At 68.9% G+C, this 22,521-nt stretch carries 27 protein-coding genes; 4 read left to right on the top strand and 23 right to left on the bottom strand.

The features are described 5' to 3' along the window. Positions 1-21: 21 nt before the first annotated feature. From BST17_RS17795 to BST17_RS17765, 7 genes are all read right to left on the bottom strand, one after another. On the bottom strand, positions 22-249 hold the full coding sequence (locus tag BST17_RS17795; protein ID WP_019514073.1) for a 4Fe-4S dicluster domain-containing protein: 228 nt from the start codon (positions 247-249) through the stop codon (positions 22-24). Further along, positions 246-1,004, bottom strand: coding sequence for a GntR family transcriptional regulator (locus BST17_RS17790; RefSeq protein WP_083060214.1), 759 nt, complete (start codon positions 1,002-1,004; stop codon positions 246-248). Before BST17_RS17790 ends, BST17_RS17795 begins: the two co-directional genes overlap by 4 nt. A 198-nt stretch (positions 1,005-1,202) precedes the next feature. Beyond that, positions 1,203-2,987, bottom strand: coding sequence for a DUF222 domain-containing protein (locus BST17_RS29685; RefSeq protein WP_083060213.1), 1,785 nt, complete (start codon positions 2,985-2,987; stop codon positions 1,203-1,205). Positions 2,988-3,112: 125 nt separating this feature from the next. Then, positions 3,113-3,610 (bottom strand): hypothetical protein, encoded by a 498-nt coding sequence (locus BST17_RS17780; RefSeq protein ID WP_083060251.1) that lies wholly within the window; start codon positions 3,608-3,610, stop codon positions 3,113-3,115. 28 nt (positions 3,611-3,638) lie between these two features. Then, positions 3,639-4,118 carry a transcription antitermination factor NusB gene (gene nusB, locus BST17_RS17775; protein WP_083060250.1) on the bottom strand — a complete coding sequence of 160 codons (480 nt, stop codon included), beginning with the start codon at positions 4,116-4,118 and terminating at the stop codon, positions 3,639-3,641. 5 nt (positions 4,119-4,123) lie between these two features. Further along, entirely contained in the window at positions 4,124-4,687 is a 564-nt protein-coding gene (gene efp, locus BST17_RS17770) for an elongation factor P (RefSeq protein ID WP_083060212.1), read from the bottom strand. A 19-nt stretch (positions 4,688-4,706) separates the two neighbouring features. After that, positions 4,707-5,801, bottom strand: a complete 1,095-nt coding sequence (locus tag BST17_RS17765) for a M24 family metallopeptidase (protein ID WP_083060211.1) — start codon at positions 5,799-5,801, stop codon at positions 4,707-4,709. A gap of 33 nt (positions 5,802-5,834) precedes the next feature. Between BST17_RS17765 and BST17_RS17760 the strand changes: the two genes are divergently transcribed. Beyond that, on the top strand, positions 5,835-6,353 hold the full coding sequence (locus tag BST17_RS17760) for a B-4DMT family transporter (RefSeq protein ID WP_083060210.1): 519 nt from the start codon (positions 5,835-5,837) through the stop codon (positions 6,351-6,353). Here BST17_RS17760 and aroB read toward each other — a convergent pair. The 10 genes from aroB to BST17_RS17710 all read right to left on the bottom strand — a co-directional run bounded on the left by aroB (position 6,350) and on the right by BST17_RS17710 (position 15,997). Beyond that, a complete protein-coding gene (aroB, locus tag BST17_RS17755; protein ID WP_083060209.1) occupies positions 6,350-7,429 on the bottom strand; it encodes a 3-dehydroquinate synthase in 1,080 nt (359 codons plus the stop codon). The two genes, BST17_RS17760 and aroB, sit on opposite strands and share 4 nt — an antisense overlap. Further along, on the bottom strand, positions 7,422-8,057 hold the full coding sequence (locus tag BST17_RS17750; protein WP_083060208.1) for a shikimate kinase: 636 nt from the start codon (positions 8,055-8,057) through the stop codon (positions 7,422-7,424). The genes aroB and BST17_RS17750 overlap by 8 nt, the downstream gene beginning before the upstream one ends. A gap of 2 nt (positions 8,058-8,059) precedes the next feature. Then, positions 8,060-9,295, bottom strand: coding sequence for a chorismate synthase (aroC, locus tag BST17_RS17745; RefSeq protein WP_083060249.1), 1,236 nt, complete (start codon positions 9,293-9,295; stop codon positions 8,060-8,062). A gap of 41 nt (positions 9,296-9,336) precedes the next feature. Then, complete coding sequence (locus tag BST17_RS17740) at positions 9,337-9,843, bottom strand: GNAT family N-acetyltransferase (RefSeq protein WP_083060207.1); 507 nt, start codon at positions 9,841-9,843, stop codon at positions 9,337-9,339. A gap of 11 nt (positions 9,844-9,854) precedes the next feature. Then, complete coding sequence (locus BST17_RS17735) at positions 9,855-10,280, bottom strand: prepilin peptidase (protein ID WP_083060206.1); 426 nt, start codon at positions 10,278-10,280, stop codon at positions 9,855-9,857. Positions 10,281-10,289: 9 nt separating this feature from the next. Next, positions 10,290-11,096 carry a shikimate dehydrogenase gene (locus tag BST17_RS17730; protein ID WP_083060205.1) on the bottom strand — a complete coding sequence of 269 codons (807 nt, stop codon included), beginning with the start codon at positions 11,094-11,096 and terminating at the stop codon, positions 10,290-10,292. Continuing rightward, on the bottom strand, positions 11,086-12,342 hold the full coding sequence (locus BST17_RS17725; RefSeq protein WP_083060204.1) for an endolytic transglycosylase MltG: 1,257 nt from the start codon (positions 12,340-12,342) through the stop codon (positions 11,086-11,088). The genes BST17_RS17730 and BST17_RS17725 overlap by 11 nt, the downstream gene beginning before the upstream one ends. Continuing rightward, on the bottom strand, positions 12,335-12,829 hold the full coding sequence (gene ruvX, locus BST17_RS17720; protein WP_083060203.1) for a Holliday junction resolvase RuvX: 495 nt from the start codon (positions 12,827-12,829) through the stop codon (positions 12,335-12,337). Before ruvX ends, BST17_RS17725 begins: the two co-directional genes overlap by 8 nt. Before the next feature lie 3 nt (positions 12,830-12,832). Beyond that, positions 12,833-15,520 carry an alanine--tRNA ligase gene (gene alaS / locus BST17_RS17715; RefSeq protein WP_083060202.1) on the bottom strand — a complete coding sequence of 896 codons (2,688 nt, stop codon included), beginning with the start codon at positions 15,518-15,520 and terminating at the stop codon, positions 12,833-12,835. A 75-nt stretch (positions 15,521-15,595) separates the two neighbouring features. Further along, positions 15,596-15,997 carry a secondary thiamine-phosphate synthase enzyme YjbQ gene (locus BST17_RS17710; protein WP_083060201.1) on the bottom strand — a complete coding sequence of 134 codons (402 nt, stop codon included), beginning with the start codon at positions 15,995-15,997 and terminating at the stop codon, positions 15,596-15,598. Positions 15,998-16,103: 106 nt separating this feature from the next. On the opposite strand from BST17_RS17710, the gene BST17_RS17705 reads away from it, so the two are divergent. Beyond that, complete coding sequence (locus tag BST17_RS17705) at positions 16,104-16,412, top strand: GlsB/YeaQ/YmgE family stress response membrane protein (RefSeq protein WP_083060248.1); 309 nt, start codon at positions 16,104-16,106, stop codon at positions 16,410-16,412. Positions 16,413-16,476: 64 nt separating this feature from the next. Here BST17_RS17705 and BST17_RS17700 read toward each other — a convergent pair whose 3' ends face one another. The 5 genes from BST17_RS17700 to BST17_RS17680 form a co-directional block, all read right to left on the bottom strand. Then, entirely contained in the window at positions 16,477-16,956 is a 480-nt protein-coding gene (locus BST17_RS17700; protein ID WP_083060200.1) for an SRPBCC family protein, read from the bottom strand. Continuing rightward, positions 16,953-17,294, bottom strand: a complete 342-nt coding sequence (locus BST17_RS17695; RefSeq protein ID WP_083060199.1) for an ArsR/SmtB family transcription factor — start codon at positions 17,292-17,294, stop codon at positions 16,953-16,955. Before BST17_RS17695 ends, BST17_RS17700 begins: the two co-directional genes overlap by 4 nt. Positions 17,295-17,377: 83 nt before the next feature. Then, a complete protein-coding gene (locus tag BST17_RS17690; RefSeq protein ID WP_083060198.1) occupies positions 17,378-17,713 on the bottom strand; it encodes a YciI family protein in 336 nt (111 codons plus the stop codon). After that, positions 17,710-19,038 (bottom strand): replication-associated recombination protein A, encoded by a 1,329-nt coding sequence (locus BST17_RS17685; RefSeq protein WP_083060197.1) that lies wholly within the window; start codon positions 19,036-19,038, stop codon positions 17,710-17,712. Before BST17_RS17685 ends, BST17_RS17690 begins: the two co-directional genes overlap by 4 nt. Positions 19,039-19,047: 9 nt before the next feature. Beyond that, positions 19,048-19,875, bottom strand: a complete 828-nt coding sequence (locus BST17_RS17680; RefSeq protein WP_083060196.1) for a DUF3097 domain-containing protein — start codon at positions 19,873-19,875, stop codon at positions 19,048-19,050. A gap of 111 nt (positions 19,876-19,986) precedes the next feature. On the opposite strand from BST17_RS17680, the gene BST17_RS17675 reads away from it, so the two are divergent. Beyond that, on the top strand, positions 19,987-20,454 hold the full coding sequence (locus BST17_RS17675) for a MerR family transcriptional regulator (RefSeq protein ID WP_083060195.1): 468 nt from the start codon (positions 19,987-19,989) through the stop codon (positions 20,452-20,454). Beyond that, the gene (locus BST17_RS17670; protein ID WP_083060194.1) at positions 20,444-21,475 is read left to right on the top strand and encodes an SDR family oxidoreductase; all 1,032 of its coding nucleotides are present in this window, start codon (positions 20,444-20,446) and stop codon (positions 21,473-21,475) included. The genes BST17_RS17675 and BST17_RS17670 overlap by 11 nt, the downstream gene beginning before the upstream one ends. Here BST17_RS17670 and BST17_RS17665 read toward each other — a convergent pair. Continuing rightward, positions 21,443-22,498 (bottom strand): zinc-binding metallopeptidase family protein, encoded by a 1,056-nt coding sequence (locus BST17_RS17665; RefSeq protein WP_083060193.1) that lies wholly within the window; start codon positions 22,496-22,498, stop codon positions 21,443-21,445. The two genes, BST17_RS17670 and BST17_RS17665, sit on opposite strands and share 33 nt — an antisense overlap. Positions 22,499-22,521 lie beyond the last annotated feature (23 nt).

Genomic DNA, 22,521 nt, shown 5'->3' with positions numbered 1-22,521 from the left:
GGGCTGGTCTGGGGCTGGGTATCAGCGGATCAGGAAGGGCATGTTCACGGTCACGGCGCCGGTGGGACAGCGGGCGGCACACGGTCCGCAGTACCAGCATTCGTCGACATGCATGAAGGCTTTGCCGTTCTCGGGGTTGATGGCCAGCGAATCCAGCGGACAGATCTCGACGCACAGCGTGCAGCCCTCGATACACAGCGACTCGTCGATGGTCACCGGGACGTCGACGCGGTTGTTCACCAAGGTCATTCTGAGCTCCTTCCGGGCTGGTTTCGGGAAAGGTTGCCGCGCATGGTGATCCGATCACCGCGCATCCGGATGTATTCGAGGTCGACGGGTCGGCCGTCGTCCAGGCAGGTGAGGCGTTCCAGCATCAGCAGGGCCGCGCCGTCGGGTACCTGCAGGGTGTCCGCGGAGTGCCGGTCGGCCGCGATGGCCTCCAGGGCGAGTGCCGCCGAACCGAGTTGCCGCCCGCTGACCTGCTCGATGAGCGCAAACACATCGTTGGTTTCCAACGGGTGTCTGATCACCTGTTCGCCGATATCGGGGGCCAGGTAGGTGAGATCGAGTGACAGCGGCAGGTCGCCGAGGTAGCGCAACCGTTCGATATAGACCACCGGGGTGGCGGGGGCCAGTTCGAGCTTGCGGGCCACCGCAGGCGGGGCAGCCATCGTCAGGACGGCTCGGACCTCGTTGCGCACCTCGCCGTAATGCTTGAAGGTCTCCTTCAGCCCGACCAGGGCGTCCAGGCCGTGGTCGAGCTTGCGCACTGCGACGTGGGTGCCCACCCGGGTACCGCGATCGATGAGCCCCTCATCCTTGAGCACTCCCAGCGCCTCGCGGACGGTGTTGCGGGAGACCGAGAATTCGGCGGCAAGATCTGACTCGCTGGGTAGCCCGTCGGGATAGCCGCCGGCGTGGATCTGATGGCGCAGCACATCGGCGACCGGACGGGCCTGGTCGGCCCGCGCGCGGCGAATCGGTGTCGGATCTGAGGCTGCCACCCGATCACCGTAGAACCGATCTCGGCGGGTGCCCGACCGCTGAACAGCCCGGATAGGGTGTAGCCCGGCATTGCGCCGCCTTCACGGCGCAGGGACCAGCCACAATTCGCGGGCCTTGTGGTATTGCGCCACCTGCTCGGAGCAGCCCGATGTTTCAATCGCGGTGAATCGAAATATTCAGGTATGTCCGCATCGGAGTCAGCCACCATCGCCCCCGTCTTCGGGTTCGTCCTCGCTCGGCTTGTGCCGTTCGAGTAGTTCTTCCGGGTGGCTCAATAGTTCTTCCGGATGGAAGTGGTGGTTGATGGTGTCGCCGCCGGTGTCCATCAGTGGAGGCGGGTGCCAGTGGACGCGGCCGGTGGTGGGGTCGATTTTGGTGGTCCAGCCCAGTTCGGCGAGTTGGTTATCCGGTGGGCACCCCAGGGCGAGGGTGGGGGCGTCGGTACGGCCGCCGTTCTTCCAGCTGGGGTCGGCGTGGTGGGCTTGGCAACGGTTGGCGCATCGGGTGCAGCCGGGCCGGGTGCAGCCACGGTCGCGGTTGTGGAGCAGCAGGCGTTGAGCTCTGGTGGCCAGGCGTTTGGTGCGGCCCAGGTAGAGCGGTTCGGCGGTGTGGTGGCGGTAGACGACCAGATAGTGGTGGGCGTGTTCGGCGAGTCGGATCAGGTCCGGCATGGGCATGAGGGTGCCGGTGCCGGTGACCGCGATGCCGGCGGCGGCTTCGAGTTCGGCCAGGGTGGTGGAGACCACGACGGTGACCGGCAGCCCGTTGTGTTGGCCGAGGCGTCCGGAGGCGATGGTGTCGCGTAGGACGGCTTTGAGCGCGTCGTGCTGCCGTTGGGCCAGGCTGCGGGTGTCGCGGGCGGCGGGCCCGGTCAGCGGGGGCAGTTTTGGTGCCGGGGTGGCCGCGGCCGCGGCGGCGGCTTCCACGGCGGTGATGCGGTCGGCGAGTTCGTCCAGAGTGGTGGGAAGGGGCAGCTGTTCCCAAAGCGCGGACGGATCCGGTGGGGGTTGTGCGCCAGGGGTTTCAGGCTCGGCTGCCGGGTTGCTCGCCGGCGTTTCGGGTTCCGCGCCGGACGTTGCCGATGCTCCGGACGGCGTCGTCGAATCGGGTTGCCCGGATGCCGTGGTCGGGTCAGGCTGCGCAGCAGTGTCTTTCGGCTCCGAACCGATTCCGGCCTGAGCACCCGTCTCAGCGTCAGCTTGAGAATCCACGGCGGTGTCGGCGTCTGCGCTGTCGGGGTTGGCGGGTGAGTCGGGGTCTTCAGGGTTGTTGACTCCGGGGCGGGCCCAGGTGTCATTGACGGTGCCCAGATAGGCGGCCAGTTCCGGATCGACCCAGCCCGAGATCCGGGTCAACCCGTCGGCATCCTGCTTGCCCACCGTGATACCCCGTTTGTGGCGCACGATGTCGGGGCCGTGGCCGTCCTGATTCATCAGATACAGCGCCGTCACCGCCGCGGCATGCACCGTCTCGGGGGAACTGACCCGGGCCAGCGGCACCAGAGTGGCCTCCAACTCGGCGCACTTGGAGGCATCGACATACTTGGCGGCCAGGCGCACCGCCTCGGCGATGACCGCGACATGCCCCTCACCGATCTGGCCCTCGGCCAGCGCGTGCGCGCACAGCCCGAGCGCCGGGTCCAGCGTCTCCCCGGTGATCGACTGCCGGGGAGCCAGTTCCTTGGCGCGGCGTACCCGGCGGGCGGCTTCCTGGGCGGACAGCCGCATCCGGGTGGCCAGCACATCGGCCCAGGTATTGCCGCCGATCTCGTGCGGGGTCGCCCGGCCCATCAACTCCGCCAGCAGGCGATGATCGATCGCCTCATCTTGGCGGGAGTGGGCTTCGCGGGCGGACTGCAACGCCAGCAGCTCCGCGGTGTCAAAGGCGGTGAAATCGGCGTCCAGCAGCGCCTTGGTCGAGGCGGCGCGATCGGACATCGCGGCATCGACCGCGGCCCCACTGCCCACCACATCACCGATCATGAATCGAACATACGTGCGACCACCGACAAAATACGGCAGGATGTGACAGTAGAAACCAACGAGACCAAAGAAAAAACCGAGACCAGAAATCGACGAAAAAGCCTGTCGGGAACACGCTTTCGCGACTACAGCGAGCGGGACAGCACCCGCCCGAACTGCAACAGCCGCTCCATCTGGGCCAGTCCCCCGTTGTCGACCGTCTTCGTGTAGCGGAAGGACTCGCAGTAGAGATCACTGTCGGTGGCCGACGTCCGGCGGGCCCGGGTGACCAGCTGGGTGTACATCCGCAGCCGCACTTCCGCCAACCGCCGTGTCCCGTCGGAGAGCACGTCGAATTGGGTGCTCAGGATGTGGTCGCTGATCGTCGAGAGCAGGATGGTGCGCACCGACGAGGTCAGCTGCCGCCGGTCGTCTTCGAACTCGTCATCGGCGCGCCACAGGATGAGTCGCAACCCGTCGGTGGCCACCACCTCCTGCCACACCGCGGTGCCCCAGCGCTCGTCGGATTCCCCGCGCGACATGATGAACGCCGCGATGCCCGGAAACTCGACGACCGAGCGTAGCTGTTCCAGAGCCAGATCGGGATCGCGCAGGTATACCGTCGCAGCGTCCTGCAGGCTCATGTACGGTGCCCAGTCCTGCGGCACGGTCCTACTCCGTGCCGTCCGACGGACGCAGCGCCGCCGCGGCGGCCCGGATCTGCGGGGTCACCAGCATGACCTGGCCCAGCACGCCGTTGACGAACCCGGGCGAGTCATCGGTGGACAGTTCCTTGGCCAGTTCGACCGCCTCGTCGACGGCAACCGGCTCCGGGACGTCCTCGGCGTGCAGCAGCTCCCATACCGCAACCCGCAGGATGGCCCGGTCCACGGCCGGCAGCCGGTCCAGCGTCCACCCCTGCAGATGCGACGAGATCAGATCGTCGACGTGCGCGGCATGCTCGGTGACACCGCGCGTCACCGAGACGGTGTACGGATTCAGCGCGGCGATGTCGGACTGGGTGTGCGAGAGCGCGTTGCGCTTGTCGGCGGCCTCCGCCGCGGTGATGCCCCGCGCCTCGGCTTCGAAGAGCAGGTCGACGGCGCGCTTGCGAGCCTGGTGACGACCCTTGTCGCCCTTACGGTCAGACATCACGCTCAGGCGTTGACGCGGCCCAGGTACGAACCGTCGCGCGAGTCGACCTTCAGCTTGTCGCCGGTGTTGATGAACAGCGGCACCTGCAGCTCGGCACCGGTCTCCACGGTGGCCGGCTTGGTGCCGGCATTGGAGCGGTCACCCTGCAGGCCGGGCTCGGTGTGGGTGACGACGAGTTCCACGGTGACCGGGAGCTCCAGGTACAGCGGGGAACCCTCGTGGAAGGCGATCTGCACGGCCATGCCCTCGAGCAGGAAGTCGGCCAGCCGACCGACCAGCGCCTCCGAGAGCGGGTTCTGCTCGTAGTCCTCGGAATCCATGAAGACGAAATCGCTTCCGTCGCGGTACAGGTAGGTGGCGTCACGACGGTCCACGGTGGCGGTCTCCACCTTCACACCGGCGTTGAACGTCTTGTCGACGACCTTGCCCGACAGGATGTTCTTCAGCTTGGTGCGCACGAAGGCCGGTCCCTTACCGGGCTTGACGTGCTGGAATTCGGTGATCTGCCAGAGCTGGCCCTCGATTTGCAGAACGAGACCATTCTTGAAGTCGGCGGTTGATGCCACGGTGTGTACAGCTCCTAGATCAGGTGATGACGGCCAGTTCCTTGGGGAACCGGGTGAGCAACTCGGGTTCGGGTGCGTCCTCGCTGCCGACGACCAGGGTGTCCTCGATTCGGACACCGCCCCGGCCGGGCAGATAGACGCCGGGCTCCACGGTGACCGCAGCGCCAGCAAGCAGTGTACCGACGGCCGACGCGCTGATTCCCGGCGCTTCGTGTATCTGCAGTCCGACACCGTGCCCGAGCCCGTGCCCGAAGTTCCCGGCGTAGCCCGCAGCGGCGATCACCTGGCGTGCGGCGGCATCGACACCCGGCAGGTCGGCACCGGGCGACACCGCGGCCCGACCGGCGGCCTGGGCGGACGCCACCAGCTCGTAGAGGTCGCGCTGCCAGTCCGCCGCGCTGCCCAGCACGAACGTGCGCGTCATGTCCGAGTGGTAGCCCGCCACCAATGCCCCGAAATCGATCTTGACGAAGTCACCGGCGGTCAGCACCGCGTCGGTGGGCCGGTGGTGGGGAATCGCCGAATTCGATCCGGTGGCCACGATGGTCTCGAACGACACCCCGTCGGCGCCGTGATCGAGCATCAGCGACTCCAACTCGCGGCCGACCTCCTTCTCGGTACGGCCGGGCCGCAGCCCACCGCGGGCCACCAGATCGTGCAGCGCCGCGTCGGCCGCCTCGCACGCCAACCGCAGGATCGCGATCTCGCCGACGTCCTTGACCTCGCGCAGTCGCTCCACCATCCCGGCGGCGCGGACGAACTCCAGGCCCGTCCCGGCCCGCTCCAGGACACTGAAGCCGTCGACGGTCACCACATGACTCTCGAAGCCGAGCCGGCGCACCCCGCCGGCGGCCGCCCGCCCGGCCAGACTGGGGCCCACCGCCCGTTCGATGACGAGTTCGGCGTCCGGTGCCTGCGCCGCGGCCTGCGTTACATACCGGCCGTCGGTTGCCAACACCGGCGTGTCCTGGTCGGCGCGCACCAGCAACGCCGCATTCGAGCCGGTGAATCCGGACAGATAACGCACGTTGACCAGGTCGGTTACCAGCATGGCGTCCAGGTCCGCGGCAACCAACCGGTGCCGCAACCGGTCGCGGCGCTGAGAAATCGTCACGGTCGATGACGCTACTCGCTAGGCTGTCCCCTCATGAGCAAGTGGTTGCTGCGCGGACTCGTGTTCGCCGCACTCGTGGTGGTGCTGAGATTGATCCAGGGTGTGCTGGTGGATTCGTTCCCGACGCAGGCCGGCTGGATCAGCCCCACGCTGGGTCTTTTCCTCGCGATTCCGGTGTTGCTGTGGGCCTACGCCGACGGCCGGGCCGACGCGCGCGCGCAGAACGACCCGGACCGCCGCCAGGATCTGGCGATGGTGTGGCTGGTCGCCGGCCTCATCGCCGGACTGCTCGGCGATCTGGTCTGCTGGTTCATCGGGCTGTTCTACCCGGCGCTCTACACCGGCAACCTGCTCTCCGAGCTGACCTCGTTCGCGGCGTTCACCGCGTTGCTGGTCTTCGTGGCCGGTGTCGTCGCGGTGACCATCGGCCGGTGGTCGGTGGACCGCAAGGCTCCGCCGTTCCAGCGTCGCCGCGAGGGTGACGAGGAGCGGGCCGACACCGATGTCTTCGCCGCGGTGCAGCCCGGGCCGGACGAGACCGCGCGCTCCTAGCGCGATCCCACCACCGAGTAGGCGGCGGCCAGCAGCGTCGGGTCCGGCCCCTCCAGGCGGCCGGGCTTGGCCAACCCGTCGAGGACCACGAACCGCAGCACTCCGGAGCGGTTCTTCTTGTCCCCGGCCATGTACTCCAGCAGCTGCGGCAGGGCGTCGGCGTCGTAGGTGACCGGCAGACCCAGCGCCGTCAGCACCCGGGCGTGCCGGTCGGCGGTGTCGTCATCGAGCCGCCCGGCCAGCCGGCCGAGTTCGGCGGCGAATACCAGGCCCACCGACACGGCGGCACCGTGGCGCCACTTGTAACGCTCCAGGCGTTCGATGGCGTGGGCCAGAGTGTGTCCGTAGTTGAGGATTTCGCGCAGCGCCGACTCCTTCTCATCGGCGGCGACGACCTCGGCCTTGACCGCGATGGCCCGCCGGATCAGCTCCGGCAGCACCGTCCCGGCCGGGTCCAGCGCGGCCTGCGGATCGGCCTCGATGAGGTCCAGGATCACCGGGTCGGAGATGAAGCCGGCCTTCACGATCTCGGCCATGCCGGCGATGATCTCGTTGCGCGGCAACGACTGCAGCGTCGCCAGATCGACGAGCACCGCCAGTGGCTGGTGGAACGCGCCCACCAGGTTCTTGCCGGCGTCGGTGTTGATACCGGTCTTGCCGCCGACGGCGGCGTCGACCATGCCCAGCAGTGTGGTCGGCACGTGCACGATGTCGACCCCGCGCAGCCAGGTGGCCGCGGCGAAACCGGCCACGTCGGTGGCCGCTCCCCCGCCCAGGCTGACGACGGCGTCCTTGCGACCGATACCGATGCGGCCCAACACTTCCCAGATGAACCCGACGACCGGCAGTTCCTTGCCCGCCTCGGCGTCCGGAATCTCGATGCGGTGCGCATCGATGCCGAGGCCGGCCAGGTGTTCGCGGATGGCCTCGGCGGTCTGGGCCAGCGTGGGCTGGTGCAGGATGGCGACCTTGTGCCGGCCGGTCAACGTGCGGCCCAGATCCTCCAGCAAGCCGGTGCCGATGATCACCGGGTACGGCCGATCCACCAGAACATCGACGGTGACGGGTTCACTCATTGCGTGCCTCTGCTCGTTTGGCCAGCGCCGCCGGAGTGGGCGGAGCCTCGGTGGTGGGTGCCGGGTTCAGGACGGTCGGGAGCCGCCGCCAGGCCGGGCGGCGTCGGCGCCGCGGCCGCGACGATCCGCAGCCCTGCAGCCGGGTGACGATATGGCGCACCACGGCACCGGGATTGCGTCGGTTGGTGTTCACCCGCATGGTGGCCACCTCACGGAACAGCGGTACCCGGGCCTCCATCAGGGCGCGGTACTTGTCGGCAGGGTCATCGCCGGCCAGCAGCGGTCGCGCACTCCCGGTGGTGCGCCGAACCCCCTCTGCGGCACTGATTTCCAGGTAGATGACGGTGTGCCCGGCCAAAGCCTCACGCACCGCGGGGGTGGTCACCGCGCCGCCGCCGAGCGACACCACACCCTCGTGCTCGGCGAGCGCCGTGCGGACCACGTCGGCCTCGATGGCGCGAAACGCCGGCTCACCCTCGGTGAAGATGTCGGCGATGCTGCGACCGGTGGTCTCGACGATTGCAACGTCGGTGTCCAGCAGGGGAACTCCCAGCGCCTTGGCCAGCCGCCGCCCGATGGTGGACTTGCCGGAGCCCGGCATACCCACCAGAACAGCCTTGGGCGCCATGACTATCCCGCCTGTACAGCGGAGTCGTTTCCCGAGTCGCCACGCTCCAGCCCGCCGGACCGCGCTGCGACGGCCGCCAGGTAGCTCTGCACATTTGCCTGGGTCTCGGCCAGCGAGTCGCCGCCGAACTTCGCCAGGGCGGCGCGGGCCAGCACGAGGGCGACCATGGTCTCGACGACCACCCCGGCGGCCGGCACGGCGCAGACATCGGAGCGCTGATGGATCGCGACGGCCTCTTCACCGGTGGCCATATCGACGGTCGCCAGCGCCCGCGGCACCGTGGAAATGGGCTTCATCGCGGCCCGCACCCGCAGCGGTTGTCCGTTGGTCATGCCGCCCTCCAGGCCGCCGGCCCGGTTGGTGGACCGGATGATGCCGTCGGGACCGGGGTAGATCTCGTCGTGGGCGACGCTGCCGCGGCGCCGTGCGGTCTCGAAACCGTCGCCGATCTCGACGCCCTTGATGGCCTGGATACCCATCACGGCGGCGGCCAGCTGGCTGTCGAGGCGGTTGTCGCCGCTGGTGAACGAGCCCAGCCCCACCGGCAGTCCGCTGACGACCACCTCGACGACGCCGCCGAGGGTGTCACCGTCCTTCTTGGCGGCCTCGATCTCGGCGATCATGGCCTCCTCGGCGTCCTTGTCGAACGCGCGGACCGGGCTGTCGTCGATGGCCGCCAGATCCTGGGGCTGCGGCGGCGGACCGTCGTAGGGCTTGGAGGCGCCGATGGAGATGACGTGCGAGACGACCTCGACGCCGAGCGCCTGCTGCAGGAAGGCCCGGGCGATGGTGCCCGCAGCCACCCGCGCGGCGGTCTCGCGGGCACTGGCCCGCTCCAGCACCGGCCGGGCGTCGTCGAAACCGTACTTGAGCATGCCCGCGTAGTCGGCGTGGCCGGGACGCGGCCGGGTCAGCGGGGCGTTGCGCGCGGCATCGCTGTCGAGCTGTTCGGCGGGCACCGGGTCGGAGGCCATCACGGTCTCCCACTTGGGCCATTCGGTGTTGCCGATCTCAACGGCGATGGGCCCGCCGAGGGTCACCCCGTGCCGCACCCCGGCCAACACCGTGACCTGGTCCTTCTCGAATTTCATCCGCGCGCCGCGGCCGTAACCGAGCCGGCGCCGCTGCAGCTGGGCGGCGATGTCCTCAGAGGTCACCGACAGCCCGGCGACCATCCCTTCGAGCATCGCGACCAGCGCGCGACCATGGGATTCACCTGCGGTAGTCCATCGCAACACGTTGGACATTCTTTCATGCGCCGTCGGGACAACCGAATCCGTCAGCAGGCCGGGCGGGGCGCGCTCCACTGCAGCAGCACGGTGTCGATCCAGCGACCGTGTTTGTGACCGACCTGCGTCAGCCGGCCGGCGTCCCGGAAACCGTGCCGGCGGTGCAGGTGGACCGATGCCGCATCCCCAGAATCGGCGATCACCGCGATCACTTCGCGCAGACCTGTGGCGGTGCACCGGTCCAGCAGGGCGGTCAGTAGTTCGGCACCGCAGCCGGTGCCGACCGCCGACGGCGCGACGTACACCGAGTCCTCGACGGTGCTCCGGTAGGCGGGCCGCGTCTTCCACGGGGCGCAGTAGGCGTATCCGGCCACCACACCGGAGCGTTCGGTGACGACGAACGGCAGTCCGGCATCGACGATCGCGGTGAACCGGCGGGCCCATTCGGCGGGGTCGGGCGGGTCGGTCTCGAACGTGGCGACGCTGTGCCGGACGTAGTGGGCGTAGATGTCGGCGATCGCCGGCAGGTCCTGGGCGGTGGCGGTGCGCACGGGCATATCGTCCGAACCTAGGACCCGAACCGGGCGAGGGCGAGCGCAGCGGCCGTGCTCACACACATCGACGGCCCGTGCGGCACTGCACCGGTCCGCCCGAACAGCCGGGCCGTCACCGCCCACACCGCGGTGAGCAGCGGCGCGCCCAGCGCCGCCAGCGTCCAGACGTCGACCCCGTACGCACCGGTCAGCGCGCCGAGCCCCAGTGCCAGCTTGACATCGCCGGCGCCCAGGTCGGCGGGCGCGATCAGATGGACGAGCAGGTGCAGGCCGAACAGCGCCGCGGCACCGGCGAGCGCCGACCAGCCGTGGCCCGACCACGCCGCCCAGCACAGCACGGCCAACGCACCGGGCAATGTCAGCGCATTGGGGAGCCGGCGCGTGCGTAGGTCGTGGATGCTCAAGGCGGCCAGCCACAGCGCGACGGCCACCACCCCCATGCAACGAGGCTAGGGCTCCTGCAGGGCCGCTCTCATCACCTCTTGCGGGGCGGTCATGCCGGTGAACTGCTCGACCTGGGCGACGGCCTGGTGCAGCAGCATCTGCAGCCCGCTCACGACCCGGCCGCCGGCCGCGCCGATGGCCGCCGCCAGCGGGGTGGGCCACGGATCGTAGATCGCGTCGAGCAGCACGGGCACGGTCGCGATGGCCTCGCCGTGGTGCACGGCGACATCTGCGGGCAGCGTGCTGACGGCGATGTCCAGTCCGGGCACCGGGGTGCCGAGCGGGACCCAGTCGATCTCGGCGCCCAGCGCGCGGCCGACGCCCAGTAGTGACTGCGCCTTGGCTTGGTCGCGGGCCATCACCGAGATGTGCTGCACGCCGAGGGCGACCAGGCCGGCGACGGCCGCCGGCGCGGTGCCGCCGGAACCCAGCACGGCGGCTCGCCGGGGTGCGTCGACGTGCGGGGCCAGTGCGCCGATGACGCCGTCGATATCGGTGTTGTCGGCCCGCCACCCGGAGTCGGTGCGCACCAGGGTGTTCGCCGAGCCGACGAGCCCGGCGCGGTCGGTCCGTTCGGCGGCCACCTCCAACGCGGCGAACTTGCCCGGTTTGGTGACCGACAGGCCGACCCATTCCGGCCCCAGCCCGGCGACCAGCCCGGGCAGTTGTTCGGCCGTGCACTCGATGCGGTCGTAGGTCCACGCGGTGAGCCCGAGTGCACGGTAGGCGGCCAGGTGCACATCGGGTGACCGGGAGTGCGAGATGGGTGAACCCAGGACGGCGGCGCGCCTGTCAGGCCGCCTATCGGGCACTGTCGAGGACTCCGTTGGCGCGGGCCAGCTCGATGTTGGCCAGGTGCTCCTCGTAATCGCGGGTGAAGTTCGTGGTGCCCTGCAGGTCGATCGTCACGAAGTACAGCCAGTCCCCGATCGCCGGGTTCTCCGCGGCGACCACCGCCGGAGCACCCGGTGAACAGATCGGCGTCTTGGGCAGCCCGAGCGAGGCATAGGTGTTCCACGGTGTGACCCGGGCGCGGTCGGCATCGGTGGTGGCCACCTCGGTGCGGTCCAGCGAGTAGTTGACCGTCGAGTCGAACTCGAGCTTGCGGTTCTCGGCGAGCCGGTTGTAGATCACCCGGGCGACCTTGGAGAAGTCCTGCGGCTTGGACTCGCGTTGCACCAGCGACGCGACCACCAGCACCTCGTAGGGGGTGATGTTCGCCGCGGTGGCCGCGTCGAGCAGACCGTTGGCCTCGTACATCGCGGTGCTGGCACCGATCAGGCCGGCCAGGATGTCCTGCGGGGTGCCGGACGGGTCGACATTCCAGCTGCCCGCGGCGATCAGCCCCTCGAGGCGGCGGTGGTCGTCGCCCATCGCATCCAATCCCGGTGCGGCCCAAGCCGGTACGGCGAGTGCGCTGGGATCGGCGGTGCCGGCGGCCTGCTTGAGGTCGTCGGCGGACACGCATTCGCGGTTGCCGTTGAGGTCGACGCAGGAGGCGTTGGAGATCAGCGTCAGGATGCCCTCGGTCACCGCATTGGTCTTGACATCGGCGACGTCATCGAGCTGGCGGCCCTCCGGGATGACGAGTTGGCCCACCCGGTTGGCCGGGTCGGCCAGGCGTTCGACTGCGCTGGCCGCCGGGATCTCGGTGCGCACCTTGTAGAAGCCGGGCTGGATCGCGGCGATGGCCGGATTGGTGGCGGCGGCGTCGACGAACACCTTCGACGAGGACACCACGTTCTGCTGCTGCAGGGTCTGCCCGATCGCGGTGGTGGTGTCTCCGGTGTGGACCTCGATGACGACATCGTCGACACCGTCGCCGGCGAAGTCCTCACTCGACCCGAACATGTTGTGCCACAGCCGGGAGCCGACGAAGACGGCACCGACCACGACGATGACCAGGGTGGCCACCGCCAGTCCGGTGTAGAGCCGGCGGCGCCGGGCCATCCGCCGGGCGCGCGCCCGGTCGGCCCGGTTCATCCGTCGCCGCGGGGGCCCCACGGCGATCGGCTCATGGCGATCGGTACTCCACTCCGAGTCCCACTGGTCACTCATCGGTCACCCTTAATGCGGACCGGCGCTGGTCCAACCAGGTCTGCAGAATTCCCACTGCCGCAACCTGATCGACCATGGCCCGCTGGTTCTTAGCGCGTACTCCGGCATCCCGCAGCGCCCGTTGTGCACTCACCGTGGTCAGTCGTTCGTCGGCCAACCGCACCGGCACCGGCGCGATCAGCTCGGCCAGCTTGTCGGCCACCTCGACAGCGTCCTGTGCCGAGGAGCCCGAGCGGTCGGCCAGTGTGCGCGGCAGGCCGACGATCACCTCCACCGCGCCGTGGTCCTCGACCAGCGTCGCCAGCCGCCGCAGGTGCCGCCCGGTGCGTTCCCGTTTCACGGTCTCCAGCGGGGTGGCCAGGATCCCGTCGGGGTCGCTGGCGGCCACGCCGATGCGCACGGTGCCGACGTCGACGCCCAGCCGTCGGCCCCGCCCCGGGTCGTCGGGGCCGGGCCGGTCCGGGCTGCGGTCTACGTCCAGTGGCACCGGCTAGCTCCGGGAGATCTCTGCGTGTAGCGCGGCCAACGCCGCGTCGATACCCGCCGCCCCCTTACCGGAACCCTGGGCCAGATCGGCCTTTCCACCCCCGCGGCCGTTGACCGGACCGCCCAGCACCTTGACCAGATCACCCGCGTTGAGTCCCAGGTCCTGCGCGCCAGCGTTGACCGCGACCACGAACGGCACGCTGTCACCCTCCCCCTCGGCGATCAGGGCGACGACGCCGGGCTCGGAGCCGAGCTTGCCCTTGATGTCGCCGACCAGACTGCGCAGGTCTGCGGCCGAGACTCCACCGGCCATCCGCTGTGCCACCAGACGGACTTTACCGACCACCTCGGCACCGGCGGCGGCATTTGCCGCAGCGGCACGGGCGTTGGCAAGTCGCACCTTGTCGAGTTCCTTCTCGGCGGCGCGGAGTCTCTCGACGAGGTTGGCCACCCGGGCCGGAACCTCCTCCGAAGGCACCTTCAGCGAGGACGCCAGCCCCGCCATCAGTGCGCGTTCCTTGGAGAGGTGCCGGAACGATTCCAGCCCGACGTAGGCCTCGACGCGGCGCACGCCGGAACCCACCGAGGATTCGCCCAACAGGGTCACCGGCCCGATCTGGGCCGAACTGCCGACGTGCGTGCCGCCGCACAGTTCCAGGGAGAACGGGCCGCCGATCTCGACCACCCGCACCTCGTCGGGGTAGTTCTCGCCGAACAGCGCCATCGCGCCCATCGCCTTGGCCTGGTCGAGTCCGGTGTTGAAGGTGTTGACGGCGTAGTCGGCCTGCACCGCCTCGTTGGCGACCTCTTCGATCTGGGTGCGCTGATCCTCCGACAGCGACCCCTGCCAGTTGAAGTCGAAGCGCAGGTAACCGGGCCGGTTCAGCGAGCCGGCCTGCACGGCGTTGGGCCCCAACACCTCTCGCAGCGCCGCATGCACCATGTGCGTTCCGGAGTGGCCCTGGGTGGCGCCGTGCCGCCAGGACGGATCGACCTCGGCGGTGACGGTGTCGCCCTCGACGAACTCGCCGGATTCGACCCGGACCCGGTGCGCCCACAGGGTCTTGGCGATCTTCTGCACATCGGTGACGGTGGCCTTGGCCGTCGCCGAGGATCCGGTGCCGGTGATGGTGCCCTCGTCGGCGATCTGACCACCGGACTCGGCGTAGAAGGGGGTGCGGTCCAGGATCAGTTCGACGGTGCCGTCCGCGCCACCGTGACTGACGACGGGGACCCGCGCGCCATCGACGAAGATACCGAGAATACGTGCCTCGGTGGACAATTCGTCGAAGCCGGTGAACTCGGTGGGCCCGCCGTCGACCAGGTCCCGGTAGGCCGACAGGTCGGTGTGGGCCTGCTTGCGGGCGGCGGCGTCGGCCTTGGCGCGGCGACGCTGCTCGGCCATCAGGCCGCGGAATCCCTCCTCGTCGACGGACAGGCCGGCCTCGGCGGCCATCTCCAGGGTCAGCTCGATCGGGAATCCGTAGGTGTCGTGCAAGGTGAACGCATCCGACCCGGACACCACCGTGGCGCCGGCGGACCGGGTGGCCTGCGCCGCGTCCTCGAAGAGCTTCGACCCCGACGCCAGGGTGCGGTTGAACGCGGTCTCCTCGGCGACCGCGATGCGGTGGATGCGGTCGAAGTCGGTGACCAGTTCGGGATAGGACGGGCCCATCTCGTCGCGCACGGTGACCATCAGCTCGCTCATGATGGGCTGCTCGACACCGAGCAGCTTGGCCGCGCGGATGATCCGGCGCAGCAGCCGGCGCAGCACGTAACCGCGGCCCTCGTTGCCGGGGCTGACACCGTCGCCGATGATGATGGCCGCGGTGCGGCTGTGGTCACCGATGATGCGGTAGCGGACGTCGTCGGTGTGATTACCCTGGCCGTAACCGCGGGGCGCGTACCGCGCCACCGTGTCGATCACCGGGCGCACCAGGTCGGTCTCGTAGACGTTGTCCACGCCCTGCAGCAGGCAGGCGATGCGTTCGACACCCATGCCGGTATCGATGTTCTTGCGCGGCAACGGCCCCAGGATCTCGAAGTCGTCCTTGCTGGTGCCCTCACCGCGCTCGTTCTGCATGAAGACGAGATTCCAGATCTCGATGTAGCGGTCCTCGTTGGCCTCCGGCCCGCCGTCGATGCCGTACTCGGGTCCGCGGTCGTAGTAGATCTCCGAGCACGGGCCGCAGGGCCCGGGGATGCCCATCGACCAGTAGTTGTCGGCCATGCCGCGACGCTGGATGCGCTCCAGCGGCAGACCGGCGACCTCCTGCCAGAGTTCGATGGCCTCGTCGTCGTCGAGGTAGACCGTCGCCCACAGCCGCTCCGGATCGAAGCCGTAACCGCCCTCGGAGACCGGGTTGGTCAGCAGCGTCCAGGCCAGCTCGATGGCGCCCTTCTTGAAGTAGTCGCCGAAGCTGAAGTTGCCCGCCATCTGGAAGAAGGTGTTGTGCCGGGTGGTGATACCGACTTCTTCGATGTCCGGGGTGCGGATGCACTTCTGCACGCTGGTGGCGCGCTCGTACGGCGGGGTGCGGGCGCCCAGGAAGAAGGGCACGAACTGCACCATGCCGGCGTTGACGAACAGCAGGTTCGGATCGTCGAGGATCACCGAGGCGCTGGGCACCTCGGTATGTCCCGCTTTCACGAAGTGATCGAGGAAGCGTTTCCTGATCTCGTGTGTCTGCACGTGCTGCTGTCCTTTGGTCCAACCTGCGAATACAACGACCGCACCACAGTACCGTTTGGTTACCGGTCGGAATCTTCAGCCCGACACGAAGCTCAGCCGCACCGAACGCTGCGGGTTGTCCCTGTTCAGGTCCACCAGCACGATGCTCTGCCAGGTGCCCAACAGCGGTGTGCCGTCGCCCACCGGCACCGTCACCGATGGCGACACCAGTCCCGGGAGGACATGGTCGGCGCCGTGGCCCGGCGAGCCGTGCGCATGGCGGTAACGGTCGTCGCGCGGTAGCAGCCGTTCCAGCGTGTCGATCAGGTCGTCGTCGGAGCCGGCGCCGGTTTCGATGACGGCCACGCCGGCGGTGGCGTGCGGGACGAAGACATTGCACAGGCCGTCGCCCCTGCCGGCGCAGAACTGCGCCACCTCGCCGGTGAGATCGACGATCCGGCGTCGGGAGGTGTCCAGGTCGAGCAGACGGGTCTTCATGCAAGCGAGCCTACGAGCAGGTCGCGGAATTGACACCGGCGTTTATCGGCTGTGTGCCGAGGGTATCTCTGCGACAACCGAACAGCCCACTCCACACGGAGGAATGATGACCGTCACCGGAATCTTCACCGCAATTCTCATCGGCATCGTGGTCGGTGCGCTCGGCCGCCTGGTCCTACCGGGTAAGCAGAAGATCGGGATGTTGCTGACCATCCTGGTCGGCATCGTCTCCGCGCTGATCGGCACCGCTTTGGCGCGGGCGATCGGCGTCCCGACCGCCACCGGTGGCGTCGATTGGCTGGAGCTGCTGGTCCAGGTTCTCGTCGCGGCGGCCGGGGTCGCCCTGGTGGCCGCGCTGGTGGACCGCCGCCGCACCCCGCTGCTGGGCCGTCGCCGGTCCGGCATCCTGCGCTGATTCCAGCCCCGCGAGACGGCTGTCGACGATGTTCGTCGGCAGCCGTTCTCATGTCGCCCCGATGTCAGGACTGCAGCGTGCGCAACACCGCGTCGAGCTTGTCGTAACCCTCGGTCATCCCGCCCTCCATCCCCGAGGACAACAGGGCATCGCGGGCCTCGGTGTTCGGGCAGATCGACCGGCCGCGCAGCCGCGACCGACCGTCGCCGAGGTCGTCGAACCACAGGTACTCGATGTTGACCATGTCGGGTGCGCCCTCGAATTCGAAGGTCTGCAGGATGAATTCGTTCTCGCGCACGGTGTGGAAGGTGCCGTTGAACGCGTAGGTGCCGCCGGCGTCGCGGTGCGAGTAGCGGTACCCGCCGTGGCTGCGGAACTCCCACTCACTGATCTCCATCTCCAGCCCGTGCGGACCCAGCCACTGCGCGAGCAGCTCGGGTTCGGCATGCGCGCGGTACAGGGCCTCGACCGGCGCATCGAAGTCGCGGGTGAACTCCATGGCCAGGGTGTCCACCGGCGCGGTGAGGTCGAGTGCTTTCGTCATGGTGTCTCCTTGTCGGTGAGTGCGGCCAGCAGGGTGTCCAGCCGGCGGTAGTTGCGTTCGGCGACCAATCGGTACGTGTCGATCCATTCGGTGAGTTGTTCCAGTGCGGCGGCGTCCAGGTGCACCGGCCGACGCTGGGCGTCCCGGCTGCGGGTGACCAGTCCGGCCTTCTCGAGTACTCCGATGTGCTTGGACACCGCCTGTTTGGTGATGTCGAACGGAGCGGCCAGCTCGTTGACCGTGGCCGGTCCGCGGGCCAGGCGCGCCACCATGGCGCCCCGGACGGGATCGGCCAGCGCCAGGAACGCGCGGTCCAGGTCGTCGTCGAGCGCCCCCATTGTCAACCTTTCAGTTGTGCAACCAATTGGTTGACTACAACGGTACGGTGCGGCGCACCCCGGCGTCAACACCGGTCGTGACGTCAGCGCAGGGCGTCGCCCGGGAAACCCAGGCAGGGGTGCACCTCGAAGGTGAACACCCCCGCCTGCACACCGGGGTCACCGTTCATGATCTCGACGGTCTCCTCCACCGAGGCCGCGAACACCCCGACGCCACATACCTCGGAATCGTCCACGACCGGCAGCACGATCAGGAGCCTGCCCTCGTCGCGCAGCCCGAAGTTGCGCCGGCCGTGCTCCCACACGAGCTGCGGGGCCTCGGCGTCCGCCGCATTCGGCCCGTCCTTGAGCAACATCAGACTGTAGGTCTTGGCGGTATCGAGCATCGCCTTCATCTCGTCATCGCCGAACGTCGTCATCCGCGTTTCCTCCGAAGGATGGCCCGCAACTTCTCCAGCCGGGTCGAGATCTCCCGCTCGGCGCCGTAACCGGTGGGGTGGTAATAGTCCACACCCACCAGCTCATCGGGTGGATATTGTTGCGCCGCAACGCCACCCGGCGCATCGTGGGCGTACTTGTAGCCCACCGCGTTGCCGAGCTTCTGCGCCCCCGAGTAGTGCCCGTCGCGCAGATGCGGTGGCACCAGTCCGGCCTTGCCGGCCCGGATGTCCCCCATCGCCGCGCCGATGGCCAGCGTCACCGCATTGGACTTCGGTGCGGTGGCCAGGTGCACGGTGGCGTGCGCCAGCGTCAGCTGACCCTCGGGCATCCCGATCAGGGCCACGGTCTGCGCCGCCGCGACCGCGATCGGCAGCGCCGTCGGATCGGCCATGCCGATGTCCTCGCTGGCCAGGATCATCAGTCGGCGGGCAATGAAGCGTGGGTCCTCCCCCGCGGTCAGCATCCGGGCCAGATAGTGCAGCGCGGCGTCCACATCGGAGCCGCGCACGGATTTGATGAAGGCACTGATGACGTCATAGTGCTGGTCACCGTCACGGTCGTAGCGCACCGCGGCCTGGTCCAGCGACTGTTCCACCACATCCACGGTGATCCGGTCGCCGGCCTCGGCGGCCACCTCCAACGCCGTCAAGGCGCGGCGGGCATCCCCGGCGGACAGTTTGACCAGCAACTCCAGCGCATCCTCGTCGAGTGCGACCTTGCCGGCCAGTCCGCGCTCGTCGGTGGCCGCCCGCTGCAATACCGTGCGGATGTCGTCGGCGCCCAGCGGTTGCAACTGCAGGATCAGCGATCGCGACAGCAGCGGGGCAACCACCGAGAAGGACGGGTTTTCGGTGGTCGCCGCCACCAGCAGCACCACCCGGTTCTCCACCGCCGCCAGCAGCGCGTCCTGCTGGGTCTTGGAGAACCGGTGCACCTCGTCGATGAACAGCACGGTCTGCTGTCCGCGGATCGCGGCGCGGCGGGCCTCCTCGATGACGGCGCGCACCTCCTTGACCCCGGCGGACAGCGCCGACAACGCCTCGAACCGACGGCCGGTCGCCCCGGAGATCAGCGAGGCCAGCGTGGTCTTACCGGTACCGGGCGGGCCGTAGAGGATGACGCTGGCCGCGCCGGATCCCTCGACCAGGCGCCGCAGCGGCGACCCCGGTTTGAGCAGGTGCTGTTGACCCACCACATCGTCGAGGGTGGCCGGACGCATCCGGACGGCCAGCGGGCTGGCGGTCGCGGGCAGCGCATCGCCCGGGGAGGGATCCCCGGGCATGTCGAACAGACTGTCGGCCACCCTGCAACGCTATGCGGTCACGAAGTCGATCAGCTCCTCGACCCGCCCGATCAGGGCCGGTTCCAGATCGTTCCAGTCCCGCACCCGCCCGCGGATGCGCTGCCAGGCCCCGGCGATATCGGCCTGGCTGGCATGCGGCCAGCCCAGCGCCTCGCAGATGCCGTGCTTCCAGTCCGTTCCGCGCGGGATGACCGGCCACTGCCGCAGACCCAACCGTTCTGGTTTGACGGCCTGCCAGATGTCGATATAGGGGTGCCCCACGACCAGCACATGCTCCGCCGAGCCGGCCTTCATGGCGTCGGCCGCGATCCTGGACTCCTTGGATCCGGCCACCAGGTGGTCGACCAGCACGCCGAGCTTGCGTCCCGGCCCCGGCCGGAAATCGGCGACGATGCCGGCCAGGTCATCCACGCCGCCCAGGTATTCGACGACGACCCCCTCGATCCGCAGATCCGCACCCCACACCTGTTCGACGAGTTCGGCATCGTGGCGGCCCTCCACGTAGATCCGGCTGGCCAGCGCGACCCGTGCCTTGGCACCGGTCACCGCCACCGACCCCGATGCGGTGCGGGCGGCAACCTTGGCGACCTTGGGCACGGTCAGGATGACCGGCTTGCCCTCCACCAGGAAGCCCGGACCGAGCGGAAACGAGCGCACCCGCCCCGCGCGGTCCTCCAGCTCCACCCGGTTGTTCGCGGTGCGCACCACCGCGCCGACGAACCCGCTGGACGGGTCCTCGACCACCAGGCCCCGCTCCGCCGGGTGTTCCACCGAGCGAACACGTTTCGGCGTGTGCGGGTTTCGGGACAGGATGTCGGAGCCGTATCGATCAGTCACGCGGGCGATCCTAGGAACGGCGCCGACCGAGGGGGTGCTGCGACATGCCGCCGTCACAGCATCGAGATGTGCGCTTGACTTGAAGCGCTTCAAGTTCGGCAGAGTGGTGCCATGACCACCGAACTCGCCGAGGATCTGACCATCCAGCAGGTGGCGCGGCGCACCGGACTCAACGAATCGGCACTGCGCTACTACGAGCGCATCGGGTTGATCGAACCGGTGCCCCGCGATCAGAGCAGCGGCCACCGCCGGTTCCCACCCGACCTGGTCGCCGCCGTCGAGTCGCTGGCCTGCCTGCGCGGCACCGGGATGTCGGTGCAGGACATGCGGCGCTATGTGGACCTGATGCAGCGCGGGCCCGATGCGGCCGCCGAGCAACAGCGGCTGTTCGCCGAACACGAACGACGCCTCGGCGAGCAGATCGCACGGCTGGAGCTACGCCGGCGATACGTGGCGGCCAAGGCCCGGATGTGGGGTGCCCGCGCCGACGGCGACACCGCGGCCGAGCAGCAGATCATCCCCACCGTCATCGAACTGGGTGACCGATTGCTGGAACAGGAGGGCGCACATGAGCGCTGAGACCGTGCTCGTCACCGGAGGATCCGGATTCATCGCCACCCACACCATCGCGCAACTGCTGGCCGCGGGCCGCCCGGTGCGCACGACGGTCCGCTCCGCCGCACGGCGCGCCGGGCTCACCGACGCACTGGCCGGTGCCGGTGTGGACACCACCGCACTGAGCTTTGCGATCGCCGATCTGGGTGCCGACGACGGCTGGGACGATGCCGTCCGCGGTGTACCCCAGGTGCTGCACATGGCCTCACCGTTCCCGCCGCAGCAGCCCGCCGATCCCCAGGAGCTGATCGGGCCTGCCCGCGACGGAACGTTGCGGGTGCTGCGCGCCGCCGCCCGCCATGATGTGCGCCGGGTGGTGGTGACATCGTCGTTCGCTGCCGTCGGATACAGCCCGAAACCGTCGGGACCCTTCGACGAGACCGATTGGACCGACCCGGACGATGACAACACCCCGTATGTCCGTTCCAAGACGCTGGCCGAACGAGCCGCCTGGGACTTCGCCGCCGCCCACCCCGACGGCCCGGAGCTGACCGTCGTCAACCCGGTCGGCGTGTTCGGACCGGCGCTCGGGCCGAGTTTGTCGAGCTCGGTGGGCATCATCGCGCTCTTGTTACGCGGTCAACCGTCACCACTGCCGCGGGCGTCGTTCTCGGTGGTCGATGTGCGCGACGTGGCGGATCTGCACATCCGCGCGATGCGCAGCCCGGCAGCCGCCGGCCAGCGCTATCTGGCCGTCGCCGGCGCGCCGGTGACCCTGCCGCAGATCGCCGCGATCCTGCGCGAGCGCCTCGGCGCCGACGCCGAGGCGGTCCCGGTGCGCGATGCCGATGACGACGAGATCCGCGCGCTGGCCGCACATCGGCCGGAGCTGGCCGCCTTCGTCGACCTGTTGGGCACCCCGCGCGCGGTGTCCAATGCCAAGGCCGTCGCGCAGCTGGGCTGGCGCCCCCGCCCGGCTGCCGAGGCGGTGACGGCGACGGCCCGCAGTCTGCTAACCGCCGACCGCCGCGAGCTTCTCGGGTGACGAGGTGATCTCGTCGATCACGGTGTGGATGAACCGCATCTTCTCCAGCACCGCCGGCGGCAGCACGAACGGGTACAGGTCATCGCGGCCCATCGAGCGGTTGACCATGTTCAGGGCCCAGGTCAACGGCAGCCACATCTCGATGATCGTGTCGAAACCGCTGGGCCCCAGCACCCTTCGGTCGAAGGTGGCCCCGGCCGGTGCGAGACCGAACGCGGCCGATGTGTCCAGGGTGTCCCGGATGTGCAGGTAGTGGGCGAAGGTCTCGGCCCAGTCCTCGGCCGGGTGCATGGTGGCGTAGGACGATACGAACTCTTCCTTCCAGCCCTCCGGGGCACCCTCGCTGTAGTGCCGGTCCAGCGCGACCTGATAGTCCAGGTCGGGATCGCCGAACAACTCGTTGAACTGCTCGAGATACTCCGGCATCGGACTGACCAGCCGGTAGAAGTAGTAGTGCCCGATCTCGTGCCGGAAGTGGCCGAGCAGCGTGCGGTAGGGCTCCTCCATCGACACCCGCAACTGCTCGCGGTGCACGTCATCGCCCTCGGCCAGGTCGAGGGTGATCACACCGTTGGCGTGCCCGGTGAAGACCTTCTCGAACTCACTGGAGAGCAGATCGAAGGCCAGCCCGTACTCGGGATCCTCCTCGCGGCTGACCACCGGCAGTTTCAGTTCGGTCAACTCGGCGATCAGCCGCCGCTTGGAGCGTTCGGCGGCGGCGAACGCCGCCATCGCCGCGGTGTCGGTATCGGCGGGCCGGGTCCGGGTCAACGAGCACGAGGCGCACAGGCCATCCCCGTCGCCCACCCTGACCAGCCAGTTGCATTCGGCGGCATAGAGATTGGCACACAGCTCGTAGGTCTTCTCATCGACGGCGCCGGCGTGGTCGCTCTCCTCGGAGCTTGCGATGACCAGCAGCGCCATATCGTCGAGCGAGAAGCCCAACGCAGACCCACAGGACAGGCACTTCGAATTCTCGAAAGCCAGTCGTTGACCACAGTTCGGGCAGTTGAAGTCCCGCATTCTTGTTCTCCCTGATTCGCACG

Source organism: Mycolicibacterium bacteremicum (genome assembly GCF_002086115.1).
In the GTDB taxonomy this organism is placed as follows: domain Bacteria; phylum Actinomycetota; class Actinomycetes; order Mycobacteriales; family Mycobacteriaceae; genus Mycobacterium; species Mycobacterium bacteremicum.
This window is presented reverse-complemented; position numbering and strand designations above follow the sequence as displayed.